This is a genomic window from Lysinibacillus sp. BPa_S21, from assembly GCF_023337795.1.
Lineage (GTDB): Bacteria > Bacillota > Bacilli > Bacillales_A > Planococcaceae > Lysinibacillus.
The window spans coordinates 19344-43569 of the sequence record NZ_JALIRS010000019.1; the positions used below are offsets into that span (position 1 = coordinate 19344).

General features: G+C 37.5%; 21 protein-coding genes. 13 read left to right on the top strand and 8 right to left on the bottom strand.

The window, feature by feature from the left end:
* Positions 1 to 247 precede the first annotated feature (247 nt).
* Together MOK21_RS22085 and MOK21_RS22090 are read left to right on the top strand one after the other, a co-directional pair.
* Positions 248 to 424: a hypothetical protein gene (locus tag MOK21_RS22085; RefSeq protein WP_249076098.1), complete on the top strand. Its 177-nt coding sequence runs from the start codon at positions 248 to 250 to the stop codon at positions 422 to 424.
* A gap of 83 nt (positions 425 to 507) precedes the next feature.
* On the top strand, positions 508 to 1338 hold the full coding sequence (locus tag MOK21_RS22090) for an aldo/keto reductase (protein WP_283164859.1): 831 nt from the start codon (positions 508 to 510) through the stop codon (positions 1336 to 1338).
* An 817-nt stretch (positions 1339 to 2155) separates the two neighbouring features.
* Here the strand turns inward: MOK21_RS22090 and MOK21_RS22095 are convergent.
* From MOK21_RS22095 to MOK21_RS22105, 3 genes are all read right to left on the bottom strand, one after another.
* Complete coding sequence (locus MOK21_RS22095) at positions 2156 to 4318, bottom strand: 5'-nucleotidase C-terminal domain-containing protein (protein WP_249076099.1); 2163 nt, start codon at positions 4316 to 4318, stop codon at positions 2156 to 2158.
* 396 nt (positions 4319 to 4714) lie between these two features.
* Positions 4715 to 5554 (bottom strand): RluA family pseudouridine synthase, encoded by an 840-nt coding sequence (locus MOK21_RS22100; protein ID WP_249076100.1) that lies wholly within the window; start codon positions 5552 to 5554, stop codon positions 4715 to 4717.
* A gap of 54 nt (positions 5555 to 5608) precedes the next feature.
* Positions 5609 to 6034, bottom strand: a complete 426-nt coding sequence (locus tag MOK21_RS22105; RefSeq protein ID WP_249076101.1) for a disulfide oxidoreductase — start codon at positions 6032 to 6034, stop codon at positions 5609 to 5611.
* 583 nt (positions 6035 to 6617) lie between these two features.
* Between MOK21_RS22105 and MOK21_RS22110 the strand changes: the two genes are divergently transcribed.
* The 4 genes from MOK21_RS22110 (at position 6618) to MOK21_RS22125 (ending at position 10390) form a co-directional block, all read left to right on the top strand.
* A complete protein-coding gene (locus tag MOK21_RS22110; protein ID WP_249076102.1) occupies positions 6618 to 7733 on the top strand; it encodes a GAF domain-containing sensor histidine kinase in 1116 nt (371 codons plus the stop codon).
* Positions 7734 to 7744: 11 nt separating this feature from the next.
* On the top strand, positions 7745 to 8392 hold the full coding sequence (locus MOK21_RS22115; protein WP_249076103.1) for a response regulator: 648 nt from the start codon (positions 7745 to 7747) through the stop codon (positions 8390 to 8392).
* 256 nt (positions 8393 to 8648) lie between these two features.
* A complete protein-coding gene (locus tag MOK21_RS22120) occupies positions 8649 to 9569 on the top strand; it encodes a helix-turn-helix transcriptional regulator (protein ID WP_249076104.1) in 921 nt (306 codons plus the stop codon).
* A 77-nt stretch (positions 9570 to 9646) separates the two neighbouring features.
* Positions 9647 to 10390, top strand: coding sequence for an effector binding domain-containing protein (locus MOK21_RS22125; protein ID WP_308221954.1), 744 nt, complete (start codon positions 9647 to 9649; stop codon positions 10388 to 10390).
* An 82-nt stretch (positions 10391 to 10472) separates the two neighbouring features.
* On the opposite strand, the gene MOK21_RS22130 is transcribed toward MOK21_RS22125, so the two are convergent.
* From MOK21_RS22130 to MOK21_RS22145, 4 genes are all read right to left on the bottom strand, one after another.
* On the bottom strand, positions 10473 to 11378 hold the full coding sequence (locus MOK21_RS22130; protein WP_249076105.1) for a cation diffusion facilitator family transporter: 906 nt from the start codon (positions 11376 to 11378) through the stop codon (positions 10473 to 10475).
* Between the two features lie 179 nt (positions 11379 to 11557).
* Complete coding sequence (locus MOK21_RS22135) at positions 11558 to 12883, bottom strand: hemolysin family protein (RefSeq protein ID WP_249076106.1); 1326 nt, start codon at positions 12881 to 12883, stop codon at positions 11558 to 11560.
* Positions 12884 to 13707: 824 nt separating this feature from the next.
* Positions 13708 to 14124 carry a hypothetical protein gene (locus MOK21_RS22140; RefSeq protein WP_249076107.1) on the bottom strand — a complete coding sequence of 139 codons (417 nt, stop codon included), beginning with the start codon at positions 14122 to 14124 and terminating at the stop codon, positions 13708 to 13710.
* Between the two features lie 209 nt (positions 14125 to 14333).
* A complete protein-coding gene (locus tag MOK21_RS22145; protein WP_249076108.1) occupies positions 14334 to 14537 on the bottom strand; it encodes a YheE family protein in 204 nt (67 codons plus the stop codon).
* 348 nt (positions 14538 to 14885) lie between these two features.
* On the opposite strand from MOK21_RS22145, the gene MOK21_RS22150 reads away from it, so the two are divergent.
* The 5 genes from MOK21_RS22150 to MOK21_RS22170 all read left to right on the top strand — a co-directional run bounded on the left by MOK21_RS22150 (position 14886) and on the right by MOK21_RS22170 (position 20357).
* A complete protein-coding gene (locus tag MOK21_RS22150; RefSeq protein WP_249076109.1) occupies positions 14886 to 16028 on the top strand; it encodes a DUF445 domain-containing protein in 1143 nt (380 codons plus the stop codon).
* 17 nt (positions 16029 to 16045) lie between these two features.
* Positions 16046 to 16390 carry a YlbF family regulator gene (locus MOK21_RS22155; protein ID WP_249076110.1) on the top strand — a complete coding sequence of 115 codons (345 nt, stop codon included), beginning with the start codon at positions 16046 to 16048 and terminating at the stop codon, positions 16388 to 16390.
* A gap of 319 nt (positions 16391 to 16709) precedes the next feature.
* Entirely contained in the window at positions 16710 to 17372 is a 663-nt protein-coding gene (locus tag MOK21_RS22160; RefSeq protein ID WP_249076111.1) for a ribonuclease H family protein, read from the top strand.
* A 291-nt stretch (positions 17373 to 17663) separates the two neighbouring features.
* Complete coding sequence (locus tag MOK21_RS22165) at positions 17664 to 18704, top strand: LCP family protein (RefSeq protein ID WP_249076112.1); 1041 nt, start codon at positions 17664 to 17666, stop codon at positions 18702 to 18704.
* Between the two features lie 147 nt (positions 18705 to 18851).
* Positions 18852 to 20357, top strand: coding sequence for a coproporphyrinogen III oxidase (locus MOK21_RS22170; RefSeq protein WP_249076113.1), 1506 nt, complete (start codon positions 18852 to 18854; stop codon positions 20355 to 20357).
* A 79-nt stretch (positions 20358 to 20436) separates the two neighbouring features.
* Here the strand turns inward: MOK21_RS22170 and MOK21_RS23950 are convergent, their stop codons facing one another.
* A complete protein-coding gene (locus MOK21_RS23950) occupies positions 20437 to 21531 on the bottom strand; it encodes a CdaR family transcriptional regulator (RefSeq protein ID WP_249076114.1) in 1095 nt (364 codons plus the stop codon).
* A gap of 129 nt (positions 21532 to 21660) precedes the next feature.
* Here MOK21_RS23950 and MOK21_RS22180 point away from each other — a divergent pair, with 129 nt between their 5' ends.
* Complete coding sequence (locus tag MOK21_RS22180) at positions 21661 to 22800, top strand: glycerate kinase (RefSeq protein ID WP_249076115.1); 1140 nt, start codon at positions 21661 to 21663, stop codon at positions 22798 to 22800.
* Positions 22801 to 24147, top strand: coding sequence for a GntP family permease (locus MOK21_RS22185; protein WP_249076116.1), 1347 nt, complete (start codon positions 22801 to 22803; stop codon positions 24145 to 24147). It begins immediately after the preceding gene.
* Positions 24148 to 24226 lie beyond the last annotated feature (79 nt).

Here is a 24226-nt window from a genome sequence, read left to right on the forward strand (position 1 = left end):
CTTGAGGTATTATTTGTCTGATCTGTAGTCGCCTTCGTAACCAGCAGTGAAAATTGCAGTTAAAAACGCAACAGTTACACCAATAATTAATAATAAACTCATGGAAGAACCCTCCTCATGTTTATAAAGACATCTCTTTTTAGTATAGCCTATCCATTATAAAAATGAAACGATATAGAGGAATAAAATATGTCAGAAATGGTTCAGAAATAACTATTTCGGGAAAACTATAAGAGAGGTGATAAAAATGGAAAAAAAGGTTCCAAATATCGAAAACGGTACAATGGCTAGAAATTTTAAAGATCTAAAGGATTTAGGAAAGCAGATGGAGCATTTGCGTGATGGTCTAGAGCTCGTAGAAGATGAGCGAATTCCAGACCCTATTCAAGTAGATGATTATGAAGAAGAAGCAAAAGATCAGTAAGAGATTACCCTGGAAATTTTCCTTATTTTCTTAAAACCAATTTTTTGTATAATGGAACTAGGAAAAGAAAGGGGTTGTTATTCTTGGATTTACAATCAACAAAAACATTAGCAAATGGTGTGGAAATGCCTCGCTTTGGCTTAGGTGTTTATAAAATGACAGAGTGTGATGAGACATTGCAAGCTATTGATAAAGCTTTAAAGTTTGGCTACCGAGCAATTGATACGGCTTCTCTATATGGTAATGAGGCTGAAGTTGGCGAAGCTATTCGTCACTCAGGCATAAAACGTGAGGATATTTTTGTGACGACAAAGGTTTGGAATAATGACCAAGGCTATGATGAGACATTACGAGCTTTTGAAGTTTCATTGAAAAAGTTAAATATGGACTATTTAGATTTATATTTAACGCATTGGGCAGTACCAGAAACATTTGAAGAAACATATAAAGCAATTGAACGTTTATATGATGAAAAATTAATTCGTGCAACAGGTGTCTCAAATCACCATGAGCATCATTTACAAAAGCTATTAGCTAAAGCAAATATTGCACCAATGGTCAATCAAGTAGAGGTGCATCCTTATTTACAGCAGGACGCATTACGAGCATTTTGTAGTGAGCAAGGAATTGCTGTTACTGCATGGTCTCCATTAGGTCGAGGTGGAGTACTTGATGATCCAATAATTACGGAAATTGGTCAAGAAATAGGAAAGACAGCTGCACAGGTAGTGCTGCGTTGGCATTTACAAAATGATACAATTATTATTCCTAAATCTGTGATACCAAGTCGTATTGAGGAAAACGCACAGATCTTTGATTTTGAACTAACACTAGCTCAAATGGATAAAATAGCAGCATTAAATCGCAATCAACGATTTGGGCAGGACCCAGATAACTTTAAATTTAATTTCTAATAGAAATCCCGCTCTCAAATTTGAGAAGCAAGATTTCATGTTGTTGAAAAACTATTATGTCAATTAAATTAAGGTGTGATATCAAATAAAGTATGGCTTTTCAGCAAAGCGAGGGTTGATTTCCGTTCCGGCTGGGCGCTTTCCTGGGGGCGTCCGATGAGCCGCTTCACTCGCGTTGCTCGCTCCAGGGTCTCATCTGTGACGCTGATCCCCAAGGAGTCGCCCAGCCTCCACTCCAATCAACGATTTCACTTAGTGTATATCTTCTGCATATAGCTCTAATCTATAGTGATAAAAACGGAAATTTTAGCAACAGATATTTTTAGTGCGAAAGCAAAGCGTCAGCAACAACAAATGCTTTTAAATGCTAAATTATCGCAATAGTAACAACTTCTATACAATCGCGTCTCTGTTTAGGTCTATTCTGCTCAATTAAGGTGAGTAATCATAGCGTTCACTTTTGACATGCATTTAATTTATAAAAGGTCTTCGCTACCATTGATTGGAGTGGGAGGCTACTCGAGTCTCCTTACGCTTCGCTTTCGTCGCAGAGCAAAGCTTCCCGCGGGAAAGCGAGACAGACGAGACCCTGAGGACAACACGATGTTGGTCACGAAGGTATTGTCACAGGACGTGACGCACTTAGCCTTCGTTCCGTTAGCAAAGGAAGCGGCTCGACGCCCGCCCACAGAAAAGCGAGTAGCTTGGAACGGAAATCACTCGCCAAATTGTCCACAAAGATTTTCATGACCATTTTGTTTATTAACACTATAAAATCCCGCTCTCAAATTTGAGGAAGCGGGATTTTTTAAATAAATTATTTAGATTCTTTTACAAAAGGAATGTAGTTAGAAAGCATTTTTGCCATATGTGCACGTGTCGCGTTGTTACCAGGCATGAATTTGCCGTTTACGCCGCTGACAATCTTTAAGTCTTTCATAAGTGCAATAGCATTTTGAGTTTCAGCGTTGTATTTAGAAATATCACTGAAATCAGCTTTTAAACCAGTTTTCTCATCATTTTGTAGATTGTATGCACGAGCAAACATTAATGCAAGTTGAGCACGAGTTACTTTTGTATTAGGATTGAATTTACCATTCACACCTTTTACAATTCCTGCTTCAGCAAGTGCTGTAATTTCTTTTTGAGTTGCAGGATTTACATTCGCAATATCAGAGAATGTTGCTTGGCCTTTTGCTTCAAGTTTCAAGGCACGTGCGATAAATGATGCAGCTTGCGCGCGCGTTAAGTTTGCGTTTGGTGAATATGTTGTTGCAGTAGTACCTTTTGTTAAATCACGGTAATAAAGGTCACGAACATAACCTTCTGTTTCCGAACCTTTTGTGATATCAGTAAATGGAATGGTTGCGATAATACGTCCTTCTACTTTTGCATCAACTTTTTTCAGTGTAACTAAGTGATCGATAAACATCTCATAGTCAATCGTACCAGGTTCACTTACACGGCCATCCTCATAAACTTTTTTCAGTGTATCATAGCCGTCTTGTCCTTGAGCAACAAATGTATTTGTTGCACCTTTATAATAGGCTGCTTTATCAAGCTCTTTACCATTTAATTTAATAGATTTTACACGTTTACCAGCAGGTGCCTTTCCATCAAATTCTACTTGTAAACCTGAGAAGTGTAGGAAGCCGCCAGCTTCTTTCGGAAATTCTTTTACACTTTGTTCAACAATATCATAGATTTCAGCACCTGTTACTTTTACGATGCCAAGTGCATTACCGAACGACATTACTTCTAAAACTTCACCCATAGTAATATCTCCAGCGTCAATACTTGAGCGGATACCTCCACCATTTTGGAAGGCAAATTGTACTTCAGGATCAATTTTTTTTGCTCCAGCAAGCATACCATCAGTAATTAAGTTACCAAGATTTGTTTCTCCAGCACGCACGCCCCAAAGGCCACGATCACCATTTAGTCGTGAAACAGCTGTGCTGCCTATTGATTGATTTTTGATTTTTGAAACTTGTTCTTTATATGGTGCTAAAATAGCTTCGGCCTCAGCGTCAGCTTCTACAGACTTTAAAGGATGTAATTGACCAATGTAGTCGACAATGGCCCCGTTATCGTCGAATGTTAAGTCAAGTTCACCTAAATTTTCACTATATTGACCTGTTTGTACGACAATTGTAGGGTCCTTAAATGATGTTTCAGCCTTCACAGGTTTGTCTAATTTAGTATGGGAATGACCGCCAACGATTACATCAATGCCTTCTACAGCCTGCGCTAGTAATAGGTCATTATCCCATTCTTTTGAGTCATTGAAGCCGATGTGTGTTAATGCGATAATTTTGTTAACACCTTGTTTTTCAAGTTCTGCTACTGCTTTTTTGGCAGAGTCGATATAGTTAGCAAATTGAACGTTAGCAACACTTGAAATCGAAGGTGTTTCTTCCGTTGTTAAGCTGAAAATACCTACTTGTTCTCCATCGATTTCTTTAATGATACCGTCATAAATTTTACCGTTTTCGAAGTCTTTCGTGACTGTTTTGAATTGTAACCCTTCAAATAAAGATTCCTTTGAAAAATCTAAGTTACTTCCTAGTAATGGAAACTCTGCACCCTTAACGAATTTAGCAAGTGCAGCATGTCCTTCTGGGCGTGATCCTAAATCGAACTCATGGTTTCCAAAAGTCATGGCATCATAACCCATTAAGTTCATTAACTTCATATCCGCTTCTCCAGCAAATTCGTTAAAGTATAAAGTACCAGAGAAAACGTCACCTGCATCTAAAAGAAGTGAATTTTTATTAGCAGCACGTAGTTCTTTAACTTTTGTTGCACGTTTTGTAGCTTCCTCAGGGTGTGAATGCGTATCATTTGAGTGTAGAACTGTTAATTTGAAACCATCTTTCGAAGTTGTTGGTGTCGTTTCTGCTGCATGTGCGGCAAAACCAGGTGTAGCTAGTAAACTAGCAACTAGAGTTGTTGCTGCAATACTTTTAACCCATTTCATCAATAAATTCCCCCTTATATTAGTCAGATGACTGACAATTTAATCTAATTCTATCATGAAAGAAATCTATCGTCATTACCAATAATGGAAATGTATATTAAAATTACTGTAAAAAATAAATGAAAGAAATGTAAAATAATATATTTGTACTTTTTTAGAATAATAAGTAAATAGATTAAAGTATTTGCTCTCATCTCTATAAAGTGGGGGTGATTTCCGTTCTGGCTGGACGATTTGTTGCTGACGCTACGCTTTCGCACAGATAAAACAATTGTTGCTGTCGCTTCGCTTACTGGGGCTTCTGATATGTCGCCAGTCATTCCTTCAATCAACTTATATAAAAAAACTGCACTTCCTATTGTTAGATATTCAACAATGGGAAGTGCAGGGTAACAATTATTCCTCGTCCTTTACAACGATTTGTTTATTTAAAAATGGGTGCTCGAATTCCAATTGAATAGCATGGAGCTCATAATCACCACTTGCTGTTTCTCTTGCTCCATACATTGTATCACCTATAATTGGATGCCCAAGATGTGCTAAATGTACGCGGATTTGATGTGTTCTTCCTGTTTCAAGAATTAGGTGGACAACGCAAGAGCTTTTATAGCGAGCTACAACTTCATAGTGTGTCACTGCATGCTGACCAGTTTTTGAAACGACACGTCTTGTTGCATGATGTCGGTCTTTACCGATTGCTTCAGAAATTGTACCAGAGGAAGAATGTAAATTCCCTTGGACCTCTGCAGCGTATGTTCGAATAATGGTTTTTTCCTCAATCATACGGTCAAAGATTGATTTTGCTAAAGGATGTTTTGCTACAAGTAACAAACCCTGTGTCCCTTTATCTAAACGATGGACATGCTCCGCATAAGTACCGCCTTGCTCTTTAGTATGTGCCATAACATGGTTCATACAAGTGTGGGTATCACGTGCATCATTTGGATGCGTCGACATGCCTTTTGGTTTAGAAGCGATTAAACAATGATCATCCTCATAGACGATATCAATTGCACAAACTGGTGTCGGTTGATAATTAGATGTCGGTATCGGGAATGTAAATTTTATTACTGTCCCAACCTGTAGTGGATCATTCCACTGGATAGGCTCTCCATCAATTGTTGTGATAGCCTTCGCCATTCGTAATTCATGGACTAACTTTTTACCGAGTCGCCATTGATTGCGTAATAGGTCCTCGACTGTTAAATTATCCGTATTTATTTCATAGTGAAACATAATTCTTCCTCCGTAGAAAAGACCGTATTCCATTTGTAGAACACGGTCTCGTAATTAATTTGCTGTTTTAGCAGCCTTCATTACATAAAAGCTTGCCCCTGCAATTAAAATAAATGCAGTTAGCGCTAAAAATGGGATTGTGATAAAACCAAACCAGTTAATATATTGACCAGTACACGAAACCATTCCACAAGAAGGAGCAGTATCAGCTAAAAAACTAAGCTTTTGAATACCATAATGGTAAAGTGATATACTGCCTCCCATAATGGCAAAAACAGCGGTTGTTACAGCAATACGTGCATTTTTTTGAATAAAGGCAATCGTTGTCATAATGACTATTGGATACATGAAAATTCGTTGGAACCAACACATTTTACAAGGTTCATAATGACGGATGTCAGAAAAGTATAAGGAACCCAATGTTGCAACGGCAGAGACAATCCAAATAAATAATAAGCCATTCTCTACTTTTTTAGACATATAAATTCTCTCCTTAGTATAACCATGTACTTGTTCGATTATAGATGTTCTAGTTTTATATGTAAATCAACTTACCCAAAATAAGGGGTTATCACCAAAACGTGTGGTTGATTTCCGTTCACTGGGCGCTTTGTTGCTGCCGCTTCGCTTTCGCACAGAAAACATTTGCCGCTGACGCTTCGCTTTCGCGCAGAGCAAAGCTTCCTGGGGGCGTCCGATGAGCCGCTTCACTCGCGTTGCTCGCTCCAGGGTCTCGGGCCAACAGATGTCTTTTGCGCGAAAGCGTAGTGCAACGTAGCGGCAGCAGCACCGATGTTGGTCACGAAGGCGTTATCACAGGATGTGATGGTTTTAGCCTTCGTTCCCCTATCGCTAATCCCCAAGGAGTCGCCCAGTCTCCACTCCAATCAACTTATTACATAGTAAACGTTTTAACAAAAGTCATCCACAACTTTTGGTGATGAAGCAAAATAGGGTATGTTTTTATGAAAAATTTCAGTCGAAAGTATGAATGGCTTAGGCACACGTTCCAGACTTTGAAATGTTATCATTGAATTAGTAATGCCAAAGAAGAGGTGTTTTTGTGAGGGAGAATGATCATTCCAATATTGGTATTTTAAAAGAGATTGCAGAGTTATTAAACGAAGAGACTGAAATGGTGTCCATGTTACAGGGAGCACTTGAGAAATTTTTAAATGGCACAAATTTTGAAACAGGCTGGATTTTTTTTATCGATGAAAAAGGGCGGTCAGAGGTTGTTGTCCATGTCAATTTACCTGAGGCACTAGAGCATAAAAATTGCCATTATTTAAAAAAGGGAGGCTGCTGGTGTGTTTCTCGCTATCGTAATGAGGAATTAAAAAAAGCCTCAAATATTATTGAATGTCAACGTATTGAAAGTGCGATTGCAGCAAATGTTGGCGATCACGAAGGTATTACACATCATGCGACAGTACCTCTGCAATCTGGACAAGAGCGTTTTGGTGTCTTAAATGTTGCATCGAAGGATACAGTGCGTTTTTCCGAGGAAGAGCTAGCATTACTTGAATCGGTTGCATTTCAGATGGGATCAGCCATTAAGCGTATTTTACTGACGAAGCAGGAGCAGGAAATGGCACTTGTGAAGGAGCGCAATCGCTTAGCAAGAGATTTACATGACTCCGTGAATCAGTTACTTTTTTCGGTTACATTAACGGCGAGAGCTGGCATTGAAATGACAAACGATAGTGATGTGAAGGAAACGTTTAAGGAGATTCAGCACTTAACGCAGGATGCTTTAACAGAAATGCGTGCTCTCATTTGGCAGCTACGCCCCAAAGGATTAGAAAATGGTTTACTTGAGGCGATTAAAGTATATGCTGAAATGCTTGGCTTAAAGCTTCATGTAACGGTCTCTGGTGTACTGCAATTCCCATCACGTATCGAAGAGACATTATTTCGAGTAGCCCAAGAAGCACTTAATAATGTTCGTCGTCATGCGGGTGTGCTGGAGGCTGCTCTTTATATTACGGTTACTTCTACAGATATTTTACTTGTTATTCGTGATGAGGGACGAGGCTTCGTCATCGATCATAACACGAAGCTACTTTCGATAGGCTTACAATCCATAAAGGATCGTGCAAAATCAGTTGGTGGCAAAGCTGACTGGGTTAGTGAAATTGGCAAAGGAACTGAGCTGTTAATCCGCTTGCCGTATTAGGGGGGAAGAGTATGATACGTGTTTTAATCGCAGATGACCATCATGTAGTGCGTCGTGGATTATTATTTTTCTTAAAAACACAGAAAGATATTGAAGTTGTAGGAGAAGCGAAAAATGGACTTGAGGCAGTAGCTTTAGCAGAAAGTATACAGCCAGATATTATACTCATGGACTTGGTAATGCCTGAAATGGACGGGATTCAGGCAACGAAGCGCATTAAAGCGAAGTTTCCGCAAATAGAAATTCTAATGCTGACAAGCTTCTCAGACCGTGATCATGTAGTGCCTGCAATGGAGGCAGGAGCTGCAGGCTATCAGTTGAAAGATATTGAACCTGATGAGCTGGTATTGTCCATTCGTCGTATTATGAGAGGCGAAAATACATTACATCCAGAAGCAACAACGACTCTTGAAATGGACCGTCAAGAATCAGAAAATGCACCTCATGTGTTAAATCCACTAACACCTCGTGAACAGGATGTGCTTGCGGAGCTTACAAAAGGGAAAAGTAATCGAGAGATTGCATCCTCTTTATTCGTTACAGAAAAAACAGTGAAAACTCATATTTCTAATATTTTCACCAAGCTACAAGTACAGGATCGAACACAGGCGGCTCTTTATGCAGTGAAGCACGGGCTGACAGAGGGTAGCAGTGTATAAATATAAAAAATAAGTAAAACGGCGAGTTCCTACAAATTGTAGTAGCCCGTCGTTTTTTAATGAATGATATTTTCATTTATTTTAACTTCTTGCAGCGATTTTTTTGTAGCGAAAGCGGAGCGTCAGCTACAGAAGTTTTTGTTTTATAGCATATATTGACTTAAATAAAACTCAAAAAATACTTAAAATAGAAAGAGAATTAATTAATACGCAATTTGCATAGGACAAATAGAATTTATCGTAAAGGAGTACAATTATGAAATTAGAGCGTCTTTTAACGATGACAATGATTTTAATAAATCGTAAAAAGGTGACAGCCCAGGAGCTTGCCGATTTATTTAATGTATCCGTTCGTACTATTTATCGAGATATTGAAACGTTGAGCTGTGCAGGGGTTCCTGTTATTAGCCAGCAGGGGGTTCATGGTGGGATTAGTTTGATTGATGGCTACCGTGTGGATAAGCAGGTGCTAACGAAGGACGAGCTTACGTCACTTTCTATTGCCATTAAAAGTGCATTAACAACATACGAGGATTCACATGCTGAAGCGGTACTTGAAAAATTAACAGGTGTTGCGGGTGAGGAAGTAAAACAATCGATTGACCAACTGTTTATTGACCTTAGTCCTTGGGGGCCAAATGTTATTTTCAAGGAACAAATTACTTTATTAAAGAAGGCAATTGAACGCGAGCAGTGTGTAAGCTTTACGTATTCTACTACACATGGTCATATAACAAGACGATTATTAGAGCCGCATACTTTAGTACAAAAGGGGAAAGTTTGGTATGTTTATGGCTTTTGCACATTGAGGGGAGATTTTCGCTTATTTAAAATTTCAAGAATGAAGGATATACAAGAAGAGATGATGACGTTTCAGCGCAGGGAAGTCAACTTATCTGAACTCCCATGGGATAAAGAGTGGCATCACCCTCAAAATGTAGTAAACCTTATGTTATCTTTCGATTCTGCCATCACGACATTAGTAGAAGAATCATTTGGGGCCGAGCATGTAGATAATGAGAATTTAACTATTAACATTGCATTACCTGAGGATGAATGGCTTTATGGTTTTCTTCTTAGCTTTGGTCATCGTTTAAAAGTTTTAGAACCTCTCCATATACGTGAGATTGTAGTAAAGCGAGCCCAGGAAATTGTAGAGTTGTATAAAGAAATGTAACTTCTTTCAATTGATGACATACAGATGTCAGGTTTCCTTTGTTATAGTCATAACAAATAGGACGAAGGGTGGATTTAATGATGCAAAGTTATTGTCAAAGCTGTGGAATGCCATTAGTGGATGAGGCATTACTTGGTACAGAAAAAGAAGGATACAAAAGTGAGGACTATTGCACGTATTGTTATGAAGTAGGAGAGTTCAAACAGCCAAATCTAACAGTTGAAGAAATGATCGATTTTTGTGTACCACATTTAAAGGAAGATGGCATGGCGGAAGAGGAAGCACGCCAAATGTTGACGTCTTTTTTACCAAGCTTAAAGAGATGGAGAAAGCATGATATACCAGAACCTGTTGTGATGAATAAAGAATCATTTCAAATCGTAGGAATTTCAGCGCGAACAAGCAATGCGAATGAAATGACTGCTCAAGCAAAAATCCCACAATTATGGTCGAATTTTTATCAGCAAAATGTTGTAGGACAGGTAGCTAATGCAGTAAATCAAGTAACGTATGGCTTGTATTCTGATTATGAAACAGATGTTAACGGAGAGTATGCCATTACACTTGGATTAGAAGTATTAGCTACTGACGAAATTCCTGAGGGTATGGTCGTTAAAACGGTGCCAGCTGCTAAATACTTAGTGTTTACTTCTGACAAAGGTCCATTTGAAGAAGTTGTTGTAAAAGCATGGCAGGATGTCTGGGCTTGGTTCGCAAGCTCAGGTGTAGAGCGAACATACACAGGTGACTTTGAAATGTATGATGAACGATGTGCCAACCCTCAAGAAGCGCAGGTCGATATTTATATTGCAGTTAAATAGTTTAATGACAAATGTATACGTTTTGGTCTATGCTTGCTGTTGAAGTTCAAAACCTAAACATTAAAAACAAGTCTCTTACCAATCAATCGGTAGGAGACTTGTCGTCATTTTCTGGAGGAACCTCTATTTCTGGCTCAATATGGACGAGTACCTGGCAGAAGGAATTTTCACGAGTAATGGTTTTTTCAATCTCCTCTGTAATGCGATGACTTTCAAAGACATTTAAATAAGGATCAACGGTTACTGTTACGTCTATAAAATGCATATTGCCATGCGCACGGCCTTTAAAGTCTATAAGGTTGATCACGCCATCAACATTGCGGATTAAAACGGATAATGTTTCAACTTCATCAACATCAAAGGCATCTGTGAGGCTTTGAACGGCCTCCCAAAAGATTTCTACAGCTGTTTTAATAATCAGAAGTGCGACGAGTAGAGCAGTTATTGTATCGATAATAGGGAAGCCAAAAATAGCGCCAAAAATCCCGATGGCTGTACCGATACTGACAAGGGCATCTGAGCGATTATCGTAGGCTGCAGCTTTAACGGCAGCACTTTTTATTTTTTTGGATAATGCCAGATTATAGCGGTACACGATATACATCACGACTGCGCTGCCGATTGCCACAAAGGCTGTTAATAATGATGGTGCAGTGCCAGTTGGCTCCCATAGACTTTTTATCGAAATGATGAGTACCTGTAAGCCAACAATTAGCATAATGAACGATGCAACAAGTGAAGCAACAGTTTCAGCACGTAAATGTCCGTATTGGTGATTAGAGTCAGGTGGTATTTGGGCAATCCGTAAACCAATTAATACCGCAATAGATGCGACAATATCAGTAGTATTGTTAAGTCCATCTGCTTTGAGTGCTTCCGATGTTCCGATATAGCCAATCGTTAATTTTATTGAGCTCAGTATTAAATATGTGCCGATGGATAACCAGGCACCTTTTTCCCCTTGACGTAAATTTGTATAGAGCTCCATTTTGTTTCCTCCTAGCAAAACTTTCGGGCATTATAAAACGACCCCCTTCTCGTGTAAGGGAGTCGTTTTTTTCATATATTTATTTTTTCAAGTAGAAGCTTTCAGCGCTTGTCCTTGTGTAAGTACAAAGCTGAATCCGGTGCAATTATGCCGAGACATAATTGATTTTTAGGCAGTTACTAATCGTTGTCATTTGATAAATCACGTTCAGGTAATTTCAGAACTTCTAAGTATAAAATATGGTGACCATCTAATTCTTTTGCGATAAATTCATAACCTTGTTCTTCAATACTGTCTCCTTCAACCGCATCAAAGCGCATTGTCATGAACCAACCACCGATTGTATCAATATCATCATCATCTATGTCAGTACCTAGCATATCATTAACATTTTCTACTAGCATCTTCGCATCTAAAATAAAGTGATCTTCTGCAATTTCCTGAACCTCTGGAATTTCATCTTCATCGAATTCATCTTGAATGTCACCGACAATTTCCTCAATAATATCTTCAATCGTAACTAGACCAGATGTTCCGCCATATTCATCCATTAAAATAGCCATATGAATGCGCTCACGCTGTATTTTTAGTAACAAATCGTTAATTTGCGTTGTTTCCATTACGCGAATAATTGGCTGCATATAGTCAATTACTTGCTTATCACCATTTGCCGGGTCTTTAATGTAAGCAGTTAATAAATGCTTCATATTGACTAAGCCGATAATATGGTCTTTATCACCATCTATAATTGGGTAACGGGTATATTGCTCAACGCCCATTAAATCGAATACTTCTTTAATCGTTAGCTCTTTATCAATACCGACGATTTCAGTTCGTGGGACCATGATTTCTTTCGCAAGACGATCAGAGAACTCAAAAATACTGTTCACATATTCATATTCTGAAGTATTAATTTCTCCACCTTTTAAACTATCCGACAAAATCATTCGTAACTCTTCTTCAGTATGGGCTACGTCTGATTCTGACATCATTTTCAAGCCGAAAAGACCAGTTAAGCCACGTGCAGATCCATTCAATAGCTTAATGATTGGATACGTAATGTTGTGGAATAAAATTAATGGGCCAGAAAGGTTTAATGTTACAAATTCTGCTTTTTGGATGGCAAGTGTTTTTGGTGCCAATTCCCCCATAACTACATGCATAAACGTTACAATTGAGAATGCAAGTATAAATGAAAGGATAGTCGTAAAATTTTCACTCAAATTTAGAAATTCAAACACTGGATTCAAGATAATTTTGAATGTAGGTTCACCTAGCCAACCTAGACCTAAAGCAGTGATTGTAATACCTAATTGACACGCAGATAGGTATTCATCTAAATCTGAAATTACACGTTTTGCATTTTTTGCTTTTTTATTACCTTCAGCAAGCAATTGATCAATACGTGTCGATCTTACTTTAACGATTGCAAATTCGGTTGCAACGAAAAATCCTGTCATTATTATTAGTAGGGCAAATGCCACCAACCTTATGGTTATTTCCATTATGTCTCCGTCCAAATAATTCCTTTGTCCCCGCCCGAATGAGGGAGGTAAACAAAGTGTACACCTCCTATGATTTAAAAAATTGTTGAATGATTTAATCATAAAATATTTACAGGCAAAACACAAATATTGACAACATTTTTTTTTTACGTGATTTTCACACCGTAATTGAAAAAATTAAATAATTTCAAACACCAAAAGATTGAAAATAGAAATTTGTTATGCTAAGTTTAAATGTAGCAAAGAAGATAGTTTGTTTAGAGAAAGAAGCAATTACATCTCATATAAAACGACACGTCAAAAATCTCAAGAGTGCTTGCTGATTTTTTTAAATGAATTATTTTTAATAGCAACAACAAAGGAGCCATCTCATGCATATGAGGTGGCTCCTTTGTATTGTAGAAAAATAAAAATAGTCAAGGAAATCTATGTGGATGTTAATGCGAAATAGACTTTTAAAAGTGACGAGGTTGTACATTTGTTGTTGCCACCGCTACGATAGTACTGCCTTTGGCACAGATAAAACATTGTTGCTGCTTCGTTTTATAATTATAAACTAGAGTGCCATGCCTGAAAATACATGTTTAGTGCAGAGGTTGATTGGAGTGGAGACTGGGCGACTCCTTGGGGATCAGCGTCACAGATGAGACCCTGGAGCGAGCAACGCGAGTGAAGCGGCTCATCGGACGCCCCCAGGAAAGCGCCCAGTCGGAACGGAAATCAACCCCTTGCTTTGCCGAAGAGCAATACTATGACACCTAAATTTCAATATAGTTTTCAACAAAAAAGGAGCCATTTTCGTATGAGATGGCTCCTTCTGCTCTTTATTTTTTATTGAAAGCGTAATTCAAGCAAGCTTTTTCCACATCGTGTAGCGTTTCTTTACCTGGTATGTCACCTGAGTAAAGTGAAATTGTTACAGGTGCTTTTTCTGCTATACCTTGTTTTGTCAAAACATAATTATTGCCCTTATATGTTAAAAACATATTTTTTGCAGGTCTTTTTCCGAAAGTACTAGTAGATGACTCGAAAAATCCTCTTAATTGACTGCAATATTCATTGTAGAAATCACTTTTATAGCCAGAAAGTGCCTCAAATTTTTTACTATCAATAGCTTCAGCCTCATTTGCTAAATCGAAGATTTTAGCAGAAAACTCGGAAAAAACTTCTTTTACTTTTGCACGAATTAATGCTTTTGAATTATAACTGTTTAAGTCATCAAAAAGAGTGACTTTACTCATTGAAATAGCCTCCTGCATCAAAAAACCTTTAATCATTAATAACATAAATGTATAAGAAAAATAAGGGAATTTCAATATACTTAAATAATTATAAGATAATAGCAGTGCAAAAATTAGTAAAAAATAGGTGTTTTTATGCAGTGACGTACAGGAAAATACTACTTCTATACTCGTTTGCAAGCAGCTACATTTTCGCCAAGTGAATTTGATCAGTCGTAAACATGGTACAACATAAGTTCATGGATCATTTTTTTTACTTCCTCTTCGTTTGGAGGGATAGGTCCATTCCATTGTATAACGCCATCTTTTAAGTACTCCGCTGAATACCGTTCACGTTGATAAAAGAACGAAATAGACCAACCTGGAAGCTGAGAATTTTCAAATAAAGGCTTAAAGCTAAAATGCTGAATCATAACCAAACCCCATTTCTTAATATATATAGTTAATATTATTCAAGGATAATGGTAATTTTGCAACTATTCACTTTATGGGTGTATTCTGATTTGACGGTGCACGTGTGGTGATTTCAGTTCAGGCGGCAATAACATAGTGATTCCTATTTTTGATAGCTAGTTGCTGAAAATGGTGGAAAAACGTGTAAACCGTAGTAGAAATAAAATTAATAAAGAAGGATCAAAATAGTTAATCATCCTACTTAATTGAGGGTATTTCTTTCTTAGAAAATCATTGCTCTGCTATAATGAGTGCAGCAGGCGACAAAATACGCCAATAGTGAATACAATTGAAATGAGAGGATACTAATGGATAATTTTCTAGTGACATTAATATTTATGGCAATTATCGGTGCAGCAATCGGTGGTGTAACGAATCACCTAGCTATTAAAATGCTTTTCCGACCACATGAAGCTATATATATTAAAAATTGGCGAGTACCCTTTACGCCAGGTCTTATTCCAAAACGACGTGACGAATTAGCTAAACAACTTGGGCTAACGGTTGTGAATTATTTATTAACACCTGAAACCTTTAGAAAGAAATTTTTCTCAAAGGATATTCAAGAAAAGGTTGAAAAGTTTGTACAAACAAAGGTAGAAGAAACGGTTTTTACAAATGATAAAACTATTCAGGATTGGCTATCAATAGCTGGATTTTCCAATATGCCAGCAACAATTGAACAGAAAGTAGATGCAATTGTTGAGGGACAATTTGAGTCAGTTAAGAATACACTATCAACGAAATCAATTCGTACACTGTTATCAGCAGATATTCAACAAACAATTGATGCAAAGATTCCAGTAGCGGTTGATCATATTTTAGAAAAGGGTGAGGATTATTTTTTATCACCTGAGGGCGAAATGACCATTAAGGCGATGATTGATGACTTCTTATCGTCAAAGGGATCACTTGGTGGAATGATTAATATGTTTTTAGGTGATTCTTCGTCACTGGTGGGAAAGGTTCAGCGTGAGCTTGTGAAATTTTTACAAGCACCAGGAACTTCATCATTACTAACGAAAATTTTTACTCAGGAATGGGAGAAATTAAAAGATCGCCCAGCAATGGATTTCTTACAGGATATTCGTTTTGAGCCTATATTATTGAAATTAAAAACATATGTAAAAGAACAATTAGCAGTTGAAGAACGACTAAATTATCCTATTTCACATTACTGGCCAGAAGGTAATGCATGGATGAAGGAAACAGTAATCCCGCAAGCTATCGAAAAAGCTTTTGTAAAAGCTGAAGATAAATTAGAAGATGTGTTAAAACGCTTAAATTTACAAGAAGTAGTACGCGAACAGGTTGATTCTTTCCCTGTAGCGAAATTAGAGGAGCTTGTACTAGGTATTTCAAAGCGAGAGTTTAAAATGATTACAGTACTTGGGGCAGTTCTTGGTGGATTGATTGGGATTGTGCAAGGGTTAATTGTTTACTTTATTTAAAAAGGAGAATTATGTTTATGATTAATATTTACAATGAAATTAATGCGTTAGAAGGAACTTTCCGTAAAACACCTGAATTTGTAGCGTTAACAGAAGCAGTAACAGTTGTTAAGGAAGATGAAGAGGCATTAAATCTATTCAAAAATTTCCGTAAGATTCAAATTGACTTACAGAAAAAGCAATTAACTGGCGAAGATATATTAGAAGATGAGCTTGTATACGCACAAAAAGCGGCGCAGCTAGCACAGCAAAATACAAAAATTTCTGCAATGCTTGAGGCAGAAATGAAGCTAAGTAAGATAATTGAAGAAGTAAATCGTATTTTAATTAAACCTATTCAAACATTATATGAAGAATTTTAACAGTAGATTTTAGCAGCTAAGCAAAGCATCTAAGCGGCGAAAAAGCATGATTTAGCAGCTAAGCAAAGCATCTAAGTGGCGGAAAAGCATGATTTAGCGGCGAAGTAGAGCGTCTAAGCGGCGGAAAAGCACGATTTAGCGGCGAAGCAAAGCATCTAACGGCAGAAAAACGTGATTTAGCAGTGAAGCATCTGACCAAACAGCTTTCTAAGGCATAAAAATACGAATAGTTGCACATATAACAAGTAAGAAGAAAAACGTGCTTCCGCAAGCCGGAGCACGTTTTCAATTTATGGCTCAAATCATTGGAGGTTATACGATGCATGTAATTATTGAATGGACCTATAAAGCGCAAAAGGGTGCAGAAACGGTTTTGCGTTCAGAAGAAATGCCAGCAGCTCAAGCATTACTACTTGCAGAGGACATGGAGCGAACAGGAAGAGTAAAATCACTGCATTGTGTCGATCGACAGGATACAAATTGGTCTTTAAAAGAACTCAAGGCATACTTAAAGGAAATTGACACTGAGCCACATAATATTACTGTTTATTTTGATGGGGGCTTTGATCGTGCAACAAATCAATCGGGGCTAGGCTGTGCGATTTATTATGAGCAAAATGGCAAGCCATATCGATTAAGACAAAATTCTTTTTCGTCAGAGCTTAAATCCAACAATGAGGCAGAATACGCAGCGCTATATTTGGGAATAGTTGAGCTTGAGCTTTTGAATGTTCACCATTTGCCCGTTTGTTTCACTGGTGATTCTCAAGTCGTTATCAATCAATTGAGTGGAGAATGGCCAGCACTTGAAAAGAACTTATCAAGCTGGGCTGATAAAATAGAAGCAAAGCTAGAGGAACTCAGTATCCAGCCAGAGTACAAGCTTATATCACGTAAAGAAAATTCTGAAGCCGATCGTCTTGCAACCCAGGCGTTAAACGGTATCGATATTACAGGATTAAAGGAAATTATAAAGGAGTAGATGGTTGAGACTCCAAAATCGAAGAGGCCATGACAGAGCTAGTCAAACTTTAAAAAGCGCGGGAAATCAACTTAAAATAATGTAAAAATCCCTGTAAAGGTAGATTTACCTTTATAGGGATTTTTGCGTTTTTGGGAAGATTACTTCTTGTGGGGAAAGCACCCAGTCGGATTTAGAATTAACCACATGTTCTGAAGATGGATCTTTCCACTTCCAAATATATTCATTACAGGAAACTTGAAAGAGCTGTCAACGTCTTATTCAATGGAGAGAAATGAAGGAGGATCTAATGTGGAAAGAAAATCAAGAAGATCTAAAAAAATGAAACCTAAAAATAAAGTAATGAAAATAACATTACTAGTAATTTTAATTTCATTAGTAACCGTAACAAGTTATGGAGCTTATACATTTGTTAAATTTAAAAATGCCTATGATAGTTCAAAGGTCGATTTAAAAAGAGATGGAAATAAATCGGATCTTAGGGAAGAGGATGTTTCATTTACAAAAGATCCGATCTCCATTCTATTATTAGGTATTGAAAATTATTCTAGTAAGTCGAAGGATGGTCGAGCAGACACTCAAATGGTCATTACTTTAGATCCTGATTCATCTGAAATTAGCTTAGTTACAGTACCTCGAGATGCAAGGGTTAAAATAGAAAATGCTGGAGAATATACAGGTGTACATAAAATCAATGCCGCTTATAATTACGGTTCCATTACAGGCTATGGGGCAATTAAACTTCAATTGGAAACCGTTGAAAAACTCCTTAATATACCGATAGATAACTTTATTGCAGTAAACTTTGACGGCTTTAGAGATATTGTCGATGCTTTAGGTGGGGTATCAATAGATGTAAAAGAGGGTTTCTGGGAAGATAATATTTACAATAGAAAACAAAGGATAGAATTTCAAAAAGGAGAGGCACATTTAAACGGGGAAGAGGCACTTGCATTTGTACGAATGAGATACAGACCTATTAATGCTTCCTATTCACGCGAAGAGAGACAAAGACAATTTTTGACTGCAACCATTAACCAAGCAAAATCGACGAATACAATATTTAAAATTGGTCAAATTGCAGATATTTTAGGGAAAAACATAGAAACAGATTTAAATCCTAAAGAAATCTACGCACTCCAAAAGCAATATTTGAATGCAAAAAACATATCTACGAAAACGTTAGAAATAAAAGGCGAAGATCAGTATATCGGAAAAACTTCTTATTTTATTCCTGATATGGAAAGCTTAGAGAAGGTCAGTACGGAATTAAGAAAAATCCTTCAACTAAAAGAAGAAAATTTCAAAACAAACGCGGATATTGAGAGATAAAAGATAAGAATCCATTTTGATAAATTTTTTCAAAATGGATTTTTTTATATTACGGAATGTTCTGTTATTAATTGTAGCTTTGCTTAAAGTTATATAAATTTGTTAAACTATTGGTGCTGTTATTTTTGAGAGAAAAGAGCGAAGACAATGAAATTTATTCACATAGATCAAAAATATCCTGAGGATTGGATTCGCGTATTAAATCATATTGCGAATTTATTTTTTGAGGATTCAAAGCTAAAAGTAGAGCCTGAAGGAACAGATATGAGAGTGTCATTCGAGTACAACGCAGGGGATGATTTCTCCATTTCTACAAAAGCTGTTCTAGAAGTAGACGATAAGCGTTATACGAATGATTACCGTATTCAATACGAATCTGAGGCTGAAGGACGTGAACAAAATATTCGTATTAAGCGTGCTTTGTCTCACGTTTTTTTAGATGTGCTTGAGCAACATACTGGAATGCATCAGCAATGGGGGATTTTGACGGGTGTGCGTCCAACGAAGCTGTACCATAAATTCCGAAAAGCTGGGAAAAGTGAGGAAGAGATTGCTGATATTCTAATTCGTGATTTCCGTCTGTCAGAGGAAAAGGTAGCGTTACTAAAAGAAATCGTTGCGCGTCAGTTAGTGACGATTCCGGATATTGATAAAATCGGTAAAGAAATAAGTATTTATATCGGCATCCCTTTTTGCCCGACTAAATGTGCTTATTGCACGTTCCCAGCTTATGCGATTGGCAGCAATCGAAAGCAAGGGCGTGTCGCTACATTTTTAGATGGATTGCATATTGAATTACGTGAGATGGGGAAATGGCTAAAGGAAAATGATATGAAAATCACGTCCATTTATTGGGGTGGTGGTACACCGACGTCTATTGAGGCACATGAGATGGATGCATTGTATCAGACGATGTATGATTCCTTCCCGCATCCTGAAACAATCCGTGAAGTAACTGTCGAAGCGGGCAGACCGGATACGATTACGCCTGAAAAACTAGAGGTATTAAAAAAATGGGGCATTGACCGAATCAGTGTTAATCCACAATCGTATACAGACGAGACCCTTAAAGCAATTGGTCGTCATCATACGGTACAAGAAACAATCGATAAGTTTTGGTTAGCCCGTGAATCAGGCATGAATAATATAAATATGGACTTAATTATTGGTTTACCGAATGAAGGAATTGAGGAGTTCCAGAACTCATTAAAGGAATCTGCAAAAATGCAGCCAGAATCGCTAACGGTCCACACATTATCATTTAAGCGTGCATCAGAAATGACGCGCAATAAAGATAAGTACAAGGTAGCAGACCGTGACACTGTTGCACAAATGATGCATATGGCACAAGTTTGGACGAAGGAAAATGAGTATGTACCGTACTATTTATATCGTCAAAAAAATATTTTAGGTAATTTAGAAAATGTTGGCTACAGTAAAGCTGGAGAAGAAAGTATTTATAATATTGTCATCATGGAGGAAGTACAAACAATTTTAGGGATTGGCTGTGGTGCATCCTCTAAATTTGTTCATCCTGAAACAGGGAAGATTACACAGTTCCATAATCCAAAAGATCCTGCTGCCTACATCATGACATTTGAAGAGGCAATCGGTAAAAAAATTGAGTTTTTAGATGAATTATATAAGGCATAAAAATGATGGCAATCTGACGTGATGTTCAGATTGCCTCTTTTATTCCGATAAATCTCGATAATGTTCCGATAAAATCTCGTTATAATTTTCTTAAGTCACTCGCCATTTTTAATATAAAAGCATCTTCAAAATATTGAGGATCGTAGCTTGTTAGCTCTCTGATTTTATTTAGTCTATAGGTGAGCGTATGACGATGAATATTTAACCGCTGAGCACAGAGCTTAAGCTGTAAATTACAGTCAAAAAAAGCTTGTAATGTTTCAAGTTGCTTTGAATTCAAGCTTTTGAGAACACGTTGATGGAATGCTTGAACCTCCTCCGAATCTTGATTTTTAAAAAGAGAGAATAACTCTATATCTTCAAAATAAGTAATTTCTTTATTAATCAAGGCAAACTTTAATGCCGTTTTAGCACCATTATAGCTATAGGGGAGCTGGGATAAATGTTGGACGGTTGGACCAACTCCAATTTGTAAGGAATAAAGCTTTTGTTGCTTTTTCCGCAATGCTTTCATTATTTGCTGCAGAGTCTTGTCCTCGCAATTTGTTAGTAGAATATAGTATTCATGTAGTTGACTGTAACCTGAAAGTATAGGCTGCTTATAAAATAGATCTTCTAAAAAGAATGGGATGCTATTCTCTGTGTATAAGGGTTCATCTAAGCTTACTAATAGGATTTGAAAAGGTGCTACTAGTGGAAAGGGTAGCTTATGGATTCGTTCCTGTAATGCTAAATCTAGCTTGCTACCATGAACTAGTGCTTCAAATATATAGTCATTATTTTTTCGTTGCCACTCACTTTTTGATTCGATAATAGCTTGATATGCCATGATTTCTGTCGTTAATTGGACAAGGTTTGCGATTTCAAGTATATCCTCAGAATCCCCTGTAATCCCAATAACACCAATGACATCATCCTGATACATGATAGGCATATTAATGCCGGGCAAAGTGTTTGGATATTGATCTATATTTTTCTCATTAATAATAAGTGTCTCCTTGCTTTTGGCAACATAGAGTGCTCCTTCATGAATATTTTCAACTCTCATTTTATCGCCAGAAGCTAAAATGACGCCAGTTGGACTAATGACATTAATGTTGCGACGTAATCGTAACATTGTTTGATGGACGATATCTTCTGCTAGTTTTTTCGTTAATATGTTTATACACCTCACATAAAAAAATGTCTGTTATACGACAGTTAATTTATACATTTATTATAATGTTTTCTGAATTTATTGTCATTATAATAAATGTAAGCGCTTAACTTAATAGGGTTATAGAAAGAATTATGGAGGTATAAAATGAAAGTTGTTATTAGTCCAGATTCCTATAAGGGCACTTTGTCGGCTATTGAGGTGGCTAATGCAATGCAGGCAGGAATCATGGATGTTGATCAATCGATTGAAACAATTATTCTTCCTGTTGCAGACGGTGGAGAAGGAACACTCGAATCACTTGTTACCTCAACAGATGGACGATATATTTCACAATATGTACTTGACCCATTGGGGAGAGAAATTGAAGCGAGATATGGTGTACTTGGTGATAATGTAACATGTGTAATTGAAATGGCTAAGGCATCCGGTGTTATGCTCTTACAGGATGAAGAAAAAAATCCTGAGCTTGCATCGACGTATGGAACAGGACAGCTAATCAAGGCTGCGCTCGATGCAGGATTTAGAAAGTTTATTATTGGAATTGGAGGCAGTGCTACAAATGATGCTGGTGTAGGTATGTTAAAGGCACTTGGACTCCAATTAAAAAAAGAAGACGGCACTTTAATTTCTGAGGGGGTGTCATCATTATTAGAATTGTCTTTCATTGATGTTAGCCAGCTAGACGCTAGATTGAATGAAACGCAATTTATTATTGCATGTGATGTAGATAATCCACTTATTGGAGATTGCGGGGCAACCGCTATTTTTGGGCCTCAAAAAGGTGTAAAAGAGCACCAAATAGCTTGTTTTGATAGCTGCTTAAAGCAGTTTGCGGATATTGTTGAAAAACAGTTTAGCATTCGACTACATGACTTCAAAGGGGCGGGTGCGGCAGGGGGAATGGGAGGTGCATTAGTAGCCTTTTTAAACGGTAGCTTTCATGCGGGTATTGATATTGTGATAGATGCAGTACAGCTAAAAAAGCATTTAGAAAGTGCTAGGTTTGTTATTACGGGTGAAGGCAAATCAGATCGACAAACATTGCATGGAAAGGCGCCATTAGGGGTAGCGAAGGCAGCAAAATTAGCAAACACACAGGCCATTTTATTATCGGGTGCTATTGATGAAATTGATAAACCTGTGCTACTTAACTACTTTACTGTTGTTGAGTCATTAGTAGATGAGAAGATTAGTGTTCAGCAGGCAATGCTAAAGCCGTATGAATTTATTCGTCTAAAAACAAAAAAGATTTTTGAGGATTACGTACAAATGGGGGATGAGTAAATGTTGTTCATCATTATTTTAATTGGGGTACTGTTTGTTGTATTGGGAACAGCGAAGTTAAAGCTTCATCCGTTTTTGGCATTATTAATAAGCGCATTCTTTGTTGGAATTGTTTCGGGGATGCCTTTATTAGTAGTGGTTGAAAGCATTAACACCGGCTTTGGTGGGTTAATGACAAGTATTGGTTTAGTTATTATAGCAGGTACAATAATTGGTTTAATATTAGAAAAATCAGGGGCAGCTTATCGAATGGCAGAAGTGGTATTACGAGTTGTTGGTCCAAAGCGTCCTCAACTAGCAATGTCATTAATCGGTTATATCGTCTCAATCCCAGTCTTTTGTGATTCAGGCTTTATTATTTTATCGAGCTTACAGAAATCTTTAGCTAAGCGTGCTAATGTAACAATCGCTTCGATGGCTGTAGCTTTAGCGACAGGACTTTTCGCTACACATGTATTAGTACCTCCAACACCAGGGCCAATTGCTGCAGCTGGAAATATTGGTGCGACAGATTATTTAGGAACAGTTATTGTTATCGGGTTGATAGTAGCAATCCCAGCAACATTTGTAGGGTATTTATGGTCGGTTAAAGTAGCGACAAAAATTCGCGTACCAGAAGATGAATTAGAAGCATTAGATTATGAGGAAGTCGTAAAATCCTTTGGTAAAATGCCATCAACGTTTAAAGCATTTTTACCTATTGTACTACCTATCGTATTAATTGGCATTGGTTCGATTGCTGCATTAGTAGGTGATCCAGAGTCAACATTAAATGTGATTTTCAGATTTCTAGGATCTCCAACAGTTGCTTTATTTTTAGGTGTTTTAGCAGCGTTTTTATTATTACCGGAAATTGGTGAAAATACGTTAACTGGTTGGATTGGTGAAAGCTTAAAAGAAGCAGCTCCTATTTTATTAATTACTGGAGCAGGTGGTTCATTTGGTACAGTAATAAAAAATGCTGGTGTTGGGGAAATACTACAGGAAATGGATTTAGGTATGTTTGCTTCAGGAAGCCTATTTCTCATTGTACCATTTATCGTAGCTGCAGCACTGAAAACAGCTCAAGGGTCTTCAACGACAGCGCTTGTTATTACATCTACACTTGTAGCACCAATGCTAGCCACACTTGGAATTGGGGGAGCGATACCGTTAGCATTAGTTGTCATGGCGATAGGAGCTGGGGCAATGACAGTTAGCCATGTCAATGATAGTTTCTTCTGGGTCATTACACAGTATAGTGGAATGGAAGTGACGCAAGCCTACAAAGCGCAAACAGTAGCAACTTTACTACAAGGGCTAGTCACTATTGTCATAACAATGATCTTATGGTGGATTTTAGTTTAACTTCTTTCAGCAGATGTTTATGAGCGAAAGCATAGCGTCAGTTTCAGAAGTTTCTCATCTCTGTAGGTATGGGGTGAAT